The 8,109-nt window shown below is 64.4% G+C and carries 11 protein-coding genes and 1 pseudogene; 10 read left to right on the plus strand and 2 right to left on the minus strand.

Annotated elements, in window-relative coordinates; genetic code table 11:
* Window positions 1–14 precede the first annotated feature (14 nt).
* From ACZ4FH_RS33440 to ACZ4FH_RS33485, 10 genes are all read left to right on the plus strand, one after another.
* On the plus strand, window positions 15–1,775 hold the full coding sequence (locus tag ACZ4FH_RS33440; RefSeq protein WP_467309526.1) for a recombinase family protein: 1,761 nt from the start codon (window positions 15–17) through the stop codon (window positions 1,773–1,775).
* An 832-nt stretch (window positions 1,776–2,607) separates the two neighbouring features.
* Window positions 2,608–2,844 (plus strand): hypothetical protein, encoded by a 237-nt coding sequence (locus tag ACZ4FH_RS33445; protein ID WP_467309527.1) that lies wholly within the window; start codon window positions 2,608–2,610, stop codon window positions 2,842–2,844.
* A 1-nt stretch (window position 2,845) separates the two neighbouring features.
* Window positions 2,846–3,346, plus strand: coding sequence for a hypothetical protein (locus ACZ4FH_RS33450; protein ID WP_467309528.1), 501 nt, complete (start codon window positions 2,846–2,848; stop codon window positions 3,344–3,346).
* Between the two features lie 246 nt (window positions 3,347–3,592).
* The gene (locus ACZ4FH_RS33455; RefSeq protein WP_467309529.1) at window positions 3,593–3,799 is read left to right on the plus strand and encodes an HNH endonuclease; all 207 of its coding nucleotides are present in this window, start codon (window positions 3,593–3,595) and stop codon (window positions 3,797–3,799) included.
* A 750-nt stretch (window positions 3,800–4,549) separates the two neighbouring features.
* Window positions 4,550–5,080 carry a phage terminase small subunit P27 family gene (locus tag ACZ4FH_RS33460; RefSeq protein WP_467309530.1) on the plus strand — a complete coding sequence of 177 codons (531 nt, stop codon included), beginning with the start codon at window positions 4,550–4,552 and terminating at the stop codon, window positions 5,078–5,080.
* Between the two features lie 273 nt (window positions 5,081–5,353).
* The gene (locus tag ACZ4FH_RS33465) at window positions 5,354–5,563 is read left to right on the plus strand and encodes a hypothetical protein (RefSeq protein WP_467309531.1); all 210 of its coding nucleotides are present in this window, start codon (window positions 5,354–5,356) and stop codon (window positions 5,561–5,563) included.
* The gene (locus ACZ4FH_RS33470; protein ID WP_467309532.1) at window positions 5,547–6,068 is read left to right on the plus strand and encodes a DUF6879 family protein; all 522 of its coding nucleotides are present in this window, start codon (window positions 5,547–5,549) and stop codon (window positions 6,066–6,068) included. Before ACZ4FH_RS33465 ends, ACZ4FH_RS33470 begins: the two co-directional genes overlap by 17 nt.
* On the plus strand, window positions 6,058–6,891 hold the full coding sequence (locus tag ACZ4FH_RS33475; RefSeq protein ID WP_467309533.1) for a helix-turn-helix domain-containing protein: 834 nt from the start codon (window positions 6,058–6,060) through the stop codon (window positions 6,889–6,891). The genes ACZ4FH_RS33470 and ACZ4FH_RS33475 overlap by 11 nt, the downstream gene beginning before the upstream one ends.
* Window positions 6,892–6,978: 87 nt before the next feature.
* Complete coding sequence (locus ACZ4FH_RS33480; protein ID WP_467309534.1) at window positions 6,979–7,347, plus strand: hypothetical protein; 369 nt, start codon at window positions 6,979–6,981, stop codon at window positions 7,345–7,347.
* A gap of 11 nt (window positions 7,348–7,358) precedes the next feature.
* Entirely contained in the window at window positions 7,359–7,571 is a 213-nt protein-coding gene (locus ACZ4FH_RS33485) for a DUF7848 domain-containing protein (protein ID WP_467309538.1), read from the plus strand.
* A 299-nt stretch (window positions 7,572–7,870) separates the two neighbouring features.
* Here the strand turns inward: ACZ4FH_RS33485 and ACZ4FH_RS33490 are convergent, their stop codons facing one another.
* Window positions 7,871–7,996 carry a hypothetical protein gene (locus ACZ4FH_RS33490; protein WP_467309535.1) on the minus strand — a complete coding sequence of 42 codons (126 nt, stop codon included), beginning with the start codon at window positions 7,994–7,996 and terminating at the stop codon, window positions 7,871–7,873.
* A 27-nt stretch (window positions 7,997–8,023) separates the two neighbouring features.
* A pseudogene (locus ACZ4FH_RS33495) lies at window positions 8,024–8,109 on the minus strand (IS5/IS1182 family transposase); the annotation flags it as partial.

Below are 8,109 nucleotides of genomic sequence, written 5' to 3' on the forward strand. Positions count from 1 at the left end.
TCCCTACAGGGGGCATGACCCATGCACCCCGGAACCCCCTCGCGGGCACGGTCTACGAAACGCGGACCCTCCGGGGTGTGCGGTGCGTACGCCTGTCCGTTCTGACCGACGAGACCACCAGCCCCGAGCGGCAGCGCGAGGCCGACGACCGCGTTGCGGCAGAACTCAACATCGACTTTGGGTCCGGTGACGCGCTCCGCGAGGCCGTAGACCTGGACGTGAGCGCGTCCACGTTCGGCCCGTTCGACCGCCCTCAGCTCGGACAGTGGCTCAACCGGCCCGACGAGTACGACGCGCTTGTCTGGTGGCGTTTTGACCGGGCCATCCGGTCCATGGCGCACATGCACGAGCTGGCGAAGTGGGCCCGCGATCACCGGAAGATGCTCGTGTTCGCCGAGGGCATCGGCGGGGGCAAGCTCGTCTTTGACTTCCGGAACCCCATGGACCCCATGGCCGAGTTCCAAATGATGATGCTCGCCTTCGCCGCACAGGTGGAGTCGCAGAGCATCAAGGACCGCGTTACCGGGGCCATGGCAGCCATCCGCCGGATGCCGCTCCGGTGGCGCGGTGGCGGTCGTCCGCCGTACGGCTACATGCCCGCCCCCATGCCCGCCGAGTTCGGCGGTGTCGGCTGGACGCTCGTCCCCGACCCGGACGCCGTGGCGGTCATTGAACGCATCGTGCGTGAGCTGCTGGAAGGGGCAACCGTCTCCGCCATCGCGGCGGGTCTCAACGCCGACTCCATCCCCAGCCCGCGCGATCACTGGGCCATCAAGAAGGAGCGCGAGACGGGCGGGAAGACCGGCGGGGCCAAGGGATCTCACGTCGTCCGTGACGTGTTCAAGTGGACCCCCGCCGTCATCACGCGGATGCTGCGTAACGAAACGCTGCTCGGCTGGAAGATGCACAAGGGCCGCCCCGTCCGGGACGCCGAGGGCAACCCGGTCATGGCCACCACACAGCCGATCATGACCCGCGAGGAGTTCGACCGCATCGGGGCCGTGCTCGACTCCCGCAGCATCGACAACCGCGAACGGTCGGACACGGACGCACTGCTGTTGCGCGTGATCCACTGCGACTCTTGCGGGGGCCGGATGTACCTGTCCAAGCCCACCCGGAACGGCGCGAGCGTGAGCGACTTCTACAAGTGCAACAGCCACGCCCGGGGTGACGCGTGCCCCCTGCCCGCGAACGTGCGCGCCGATTGGGCGGACGACTACACCACCGCCGAGTTCCTGCGGGCGGTCGGGCCGGTCCAGACGACACACGTAGTCGAGATCCCCGGGTACGACCCGGAGCCCGAGTTGCGCGCAACCGTCGCAGAGTTCGAGGAACACCAGCAGCAGGAAGGGCGCCAGAAGTCCAAGCACGCCGCGCGGGCATGGCAGGAACGCGCGGACGCGCTCGACAACCGCATAGCCGAGCTGGAGTCCCGGGAGAAGACCGAGCCGCAGCGCATCGTTACGAACACGGGCCGGACGTTCGCCGATGAGTGGGCCGAGAAGGACGCGGCGGGCCGGCGGGCAATGCTGATTGAAGCGGGGGTTCGGCTGGACGTGCGGCGCGGCACCCGTGGCGGATGGCGGAAGCTGGACACTCGGCGCGTGGACTTCACCATGTCCGGGGAGCTGGACCCCGCCGCAGAAGCCCTCGCGGGTGAGGCATCAGCCCTTGAGTCCGTGGCACGCGGAGACTCCCCGACCGAGGGCGCGTCCGTGCACCTGGTCGAGCCCGCCACGGTCGCCGAGCCCGCCCGGGAACTGGTCGCCGCGTAAGCCCCAGACACGCCTCCTACGCCCCTCCAAGAGCCCCGGAGGGCCCCGTGCCCGCCGGGGCTCCGGTGTGCCCGCAGGCAGGCGTACGCGCCTTCGCTCGTCGGCGGGGCGGCTGAACAGCGGGGGCGAAATGGTGTTGAGGGTGTCGAACTTCGACTGTTTTTGGGGAAGCCAAGAAAAACCTAGAGAGAAGAGAGACTGGGGCCCCTGTCGTCACCCTCAACACCCCTTCGCCGCTCTGCGTCCGCTGTTCAGTCCGTGCCGACGATTCCGGACCATTCAAATGTTACTTGCATCACACTTGATGTCTGATTCGTCCGACCTGAATCGTTTTGCGGACAACCTTCGGTCCCTACTGCCTGTGAACCAGGGAGCGGCCCACACTGACGGACCGCTTACGCCACTCCGCCTGCCCGAGAGGAACCATGGACACCACGCGACACATAGAGGTCTGCGCGCTGCTGCGACGCGCAGAGAGCGCCGCACAGAACGCCGTGAACGGCGACCAGGCCGCCACGCGTACGACACTTGCACTCGTCACCGACGCACGGCAGCGAGCTGAGGACACGGGGCCTGGCATGTGCGCACACCCGGACTGCTCCAACGAACTCAGCTACGTCGGGCGGGGCCGCCGTCCGCTCTACTGCTCGGCGCAGTGCCGCACGGACGTCTACCAGGCAACGCAGATGGCCGCGCGGGCCCTGATCAAGCGCCCGCAGAGGGCTACCGCATAACACGCGCCGTTGCCCAAAAGATCACAGTTTCACTCACGAGCCCCTGCCGAGCCTCACGCAGGGGATTTTTCATGCCCGGAAACAATAAAGGAAATGACATGAACAAGTACCTCAGCCGAACTGGATTCCTGGACGGAAAGCTCGACAAGGGGCAGAGCCGAGCCGACGCGTTCAAGTGGGACGCGCGCATGGAAGAAGTCGCCGCGCTGCGCGACTCGCGCCCCGACGTGTTCGAAAGCCTCGGCACGACCGTGCGGATGAGCCTTGGCTACTACGAGAACGACAAGAAGGTTGCCGCCGAGCATGGCCGCGACGTGACGAAGGGTGCCAACTGACGTGACCATCAACGAAATAGAGAAGGCCGCCGAGCGTGTAGCCAAGCTCCAGGCTCAGGCAGAAAAGATCTCCGCCCCGCTCGCGGATGCGCAGGCCGCATTGGAAGCGGCGCAGGAGGCGGAAGCGGCTCGCCGGGCCGAGCGCGGGGCGGTGTATGACCGCGAGTTCTCCAAAACGTGGCATTCCCGAGCCGACGAGGCGGCCCACTCCGGCGATGATGCCCGCAACCGATTCTATGAACTGCTTGCCGAAGAACCTTGGTTCGCCGCCTATGTCGAATTCCGGGCAGCCCGCCACAAGCGTAGGCACGTTCTGGACGAAGCCCAGCGAGCACAGCAGGCATTGCAGGAAGTCGTGACCGTCCCCGAACAGCGATTCTATGCAATCGCCCTCCTGAGCAATATCGAGGACCATGCCGAAACGATGGCTTCGGAAAAGGCTGCCGAGTTTGCCGTCGAACTTCGGAAGACCCGGGATGAGTTCCTGGACAGGAAGGAGTGATGATGGCGGTTGACGCACTCGACCCCGGGCCGAACGGAGATTACCCACACTTCCCCCGAGATGAGGAGGGGCGGCCCGCTTGGGCCGATACTGCAATGGACGCAGAGACCGTGATGCCGAGGGGAGTTCAGCGAGTTCGGCGTGCTGGCCGGCTCATGGCTATTGACCTCACGCCCCGGCACCCGGACGGCACTCCGATTGATCCCCCGGTGATCCCACCGAGTGGCCCCACCGAGAAATAGAGCGGTGTGCCCCGTCCTCCTGGTTCATCGGCAGGAACGGGGCTCGGCGTGGTGTGACTGGTGCTTGGGCGACTTTCCCTCGGACGGGGTGGACGTGGACCACGTCCGGCCCCTCGCCCTCGGCGGTGAAGACGTGGACTCGAACGTTCAAGTCCTGTGCCACGGGTGCCACCAGCTCAAGACGGCAACGGAGTTCGGGCACGTGGCTTAGCGCTGTGTCCACCACGTTCCAGTCACCCCGCCCAATGCGGTGGCCAGAGCAACGAGCCACCCGGGGACGCGCTGGATGGTCACGTGTACCACCCCACAGCGGAGTTCAAAAACAGGCGGCGGTGTGTCTGCGTTCTTCTCCTTCATGACGGACATCGAACGCATTGCGCACCAGCCCTGCAAACCCTTGATCGAAATTGATCACTTACGACAGTTGTCTCTTCTTTGGTGTCGTTATGGTCGACGAGCCTCGCTAGATTTTGGGGAGAACCATGCCGCGTAGACCCCGCCCCCCGTGTTCTGTCCCCGGGTGTCCCGAGCTGACCCCCCGCGGTGGCCGCTGTGAGGCGCACCGTCGAGAGGCCGAGCAACGGCGCGGTACGTCCACCGAGCGGGGCTACACGACCCGGTGGCAGCGCATCCGTGAGGCGTTCCTGTACCGGCATCCGTGGTGTCTGCTGTGCGGTCGCACGGCGACGGTCGCTGACCACTTCCCGTTGTCCCGGCGTGAGCTGGTGGCGCAAGGGGTCGCCGAGCCGGACGCGTTCAACCGTCTTCGTCCGCTGTGCACGCTGTGTCACAACAGGGAGACCGCTAAGCGGCAACCGGGCGGTTGGGCTGCCGCGAACGCGAAGCCAATTCGGACATAGGGCACGGCCCGACCAGGGGGGTACTCCCCATCCCTCGCCTGCCAGATCGGCAGGGAGGACGCAAACTCTCGCCGCTACTAAAGCAGTTTGCGCGAGCCTGCGTGCTGCTCGAATATCGAAAGGAATTTACTTTGGCTGACCCCTGGCGCAAGAAGCCCGCACTGCAAGTGATCCGGGAGGGCAATCCCGGAAAGCGCCCCATACCGCAGAGTGCTGCCGTACCTCCCTCGGAACTGGCCGAGCCAGATTGGCGCGAGACCTTCCGACCAGTGGGCGACCCGAAACAGGAGTCTGTGAACGCTCGTTGTCGTTTCGTTGCCTCACACGAATGGCAACGCGTTGTCCCCGTCCTGAAAATCGCGGTCGGGCTCGGTGAGGTGGATACCACGGTCCTCAAGGACTACTGCATATCCGCAGCGCGTATCGACCAATGCGAGCGCGAGCTGTCAGAGCACGGCTTGCTCGTTCGGGGTGAGCGAGGGTGGCAGAAAAACGGCGCCACCACCATTGCGGGCCAATACCGCGCACAACTTGCCCGCTACATCAGGGAGTTGGGCCTCTCGCCCAGCGCCCGCACTGCCATCGCAGCCTCCGAACCGGACGATGGCGACGACTCGGACGTGTGGGACTGACCCCAAGGCGAAGCAGGCAGCGGCCCGCCCCGGACGCTCCGTGGGCTGTCGCACCTGTCTGGGGCCGGCCTGCACACCCCTGCCCCCGATAGCTGCCCACTGGGTGCTTGTCGGGGGCTTCTGTCGTTCTGGCAGGTCCGGCCAGCGAACGTCACTGTTCAAGATCCTTACCCGACAACGCGAATATTGGCGTTGTCGCATAGACGCCCCCGCCTGCCCCTCGTAATGTCGTACTCACCAGCCCCAACCGGGGCCACGACAAGGGGGTTTGGCATGGCACGCGAGGAACTCACCCGCTTGACCGGCAACGTGAATGACCCGGAGTGCAATCAGAACGACTGCCCCAACCTCTATCGAACGGCCAAGGGCTCCATCATCGTTCAGGGCGACCTGTCGAACGTCTTCACACCTCCGACCGGTGAGGCCCTGGTCGAAATTCCCGAAGCAGTCTTGAAGGAGGCTTTCCGTGCTCTTGGATGGTGAGGCTTGGCAGGCGAAATTCCGCGACTTCCGCTCAGAGGCGTGGAGGCTCGAAACGCTGCCCGCCTACAACGTCCCCCAAGAAGCTGAAGAGATTCAGCGGTTCCGTGCAGGGGAGCGCATCGACCCACGCGCACATTCCAACGATTACACGGAAGACCTCAAGCGGTTGCGCAGGGAGGGAAGATCGAAGGGGCGCGTCCATGTCGTCACACGTCCACTCTCTGAATACCTCCGGTACGAATTCATGTACTATCTGGCGCACGCGTGGGCGGGTGAGGATATCCGCATCATGGATGTGACCAATCGAACTAATCCGCTGTCTGATGTTCAAGACTTCTGGATGTTCGACAGGTCGCAGGTCGTGCTCATGAAATACGAGGCTGACGGAACACAGATCAGCCGAGAGGTCTACGAGGGCGACGTGAAGCCCTATATCGAGTACCAGCGCATCGCGCTGGCAGAATCGGTGCCCTTTGAGGAGTATGTGAAGGGCCTTGACGCTTAATCCAGAGGAGCTAGGTCAATCCAAGGCTGACCTGGCCGAAACGCTCAGAGGGCTCCGCAAGCGGGCCGGGATCACTCAGACCCGGCTCGCTCAGCGCTGTAATCTGTCCCAGACCAAGGTGAGCAATATCGAGGGCGGGAAACTTACGCCCAGCCTTGTAGACGTAGAACTGATCCTACGGGCCTTGGACGCCCCGCCTGAACTTGTCGCACAGGTCACGGCACTTGCTCGGGTTGCCAACACTGAATGGCAAGATGTTTGGTCCCAGCGCCGTACGGGCCTGGAGAAAAAGCAGAACGAGCTGGCAGGGTTCGAGAAGTCTTCAACGGAATTTCGATACTTCCTCCTGTCCATGGTGACAGGTCTCTTGGCAACCCCTGAATACGTGAGAGCCAGTCTCGCCGGCATCCCCGGAGACCACAGCAAAGCCATTACGAAGAAGCTGGAGCGGCAGGCAGTTCTTTACGACACCTCAAAGCGGTTCACGTTCATTCTGACTGAGCAAGCGGTTAGGTGGCCCTACGTTCACGGCGCCGCTATGGCCATGCAACTCGACCGGCTGATCTCTGTGAGCCACCTCCCCAATGTCCGTATCGGTGTTATCCCGCTGGGCGGCCACATGCCCGTGTGCCCGTTGAATACCTTCACCGTTTACGATGCGCGCACGGCCACGGTCGAGACTTCCACGGGCGCAATGGTTTTTCGTGACCATCGGGACGTGTCTTCGTACCTCAAAGAGTTTTCCGTGTACGAGGGTTATGCACTGTTTGGCGAAAAGTTCAGAGTACAACTGGCGAAGTGGGCCGAAGCATTCCGCTCATGACTTTTACCCGACCACGCAAATATTGTGCGGCACGCCTCACCACTTCCTCTACCTTGAGTGCAGCACGGAGAAGGTGGAGGGAGAGAAGTGGGAAATCAGGAGAGCGGCGGGCGGAACGTGATTCGCGTATTGCCGTGGAAGACTCCGGATGGCAAGGAATGCCTGCTCCAGAGTGACGATGCCGGGGGCGTGCTCAGCCGTCTGGCGGATGACATGGAGGTCGCGCAACTCGGCATTGGCGAGAAGGTGCTTCTCCATGCTCAGGAACTCCTGTCGAACCCTCGCGCCACGGAACCTGAAATGCGTTACCTGGCACGGCAGTTGGCTGAGTGTCTCGGGGACGCTCTGCGTGTCGCCGGGAGTCGTGGTGCCCGTCTGGGAATCGACGGCATCGAGGAGGACGACGAGGACGACGCTGAGGAAGGGCCGGAGCTGCCTGCTGAGGCGTTCGGATGACCCGCACCGTCATGCGCTTCGTGGACCACACCATCGCGCACGTGCCGGATGGCGGGATCACGGCTCAACTCTTCTGCGCAGCAGTAGAATGCGGTGAGGACTCTGGGCCCCAAGGTGTCCCGGACGATGCCCAGGACTGGGCCGTTCGCCATACGGGCCGGACTGGGCACGACCTGTTCCGGCGCGAGTACACCGACCATGGCCGCGTAACCCGCCACGAGTAGCCCCCTCTCCGCCAACGCGGTGATGGGCATCGACCGATGGGACAAGCCTTGAGCAAGGGGCAGAACGTGTCTCCGTCTGAGCTGACGGGCCCAGGCTCTCGCTCCCGTCCGCCCTCGTATGCGGGGTGCCGCCCTCGGCGGTGAGTGGTGCCCGCGCCGGGCCAAGGAACCCGGCGCACCCCTTCCCCTGGTCTCCACCGTGATCGCGGCGACGCGACAGAGGCAGGGCGCTCGCCGGCTCATCTGCGGCGGGCTTAGCGGCCCCGTCCGTGTGCTGCCCCCGTGGCACATGGACGGGGCTACTGCACGTCCTGACGCTCGTCCTCGCTGCGGTCGCGCACGTACGTGCCTCGCTGCGGCACGGTGTAGACGTACCCGAGTTCGCGCAGGTACCGCACCGCGCGGCGGGCGGTGTCCCGAGCCACGCCCCACCGCTGGATCAATGAGCTTCTTCAGCGTTGCCGCTCCAGCGTGAGGATGGCCTTGGCGATTGACGTCATGCGGTTGGGGCTGCATCGGGACCTGCGGAAGATGCGCC

This window comes from Streptomyces sp. NPDC024555 (assembly GCF_055559335.1).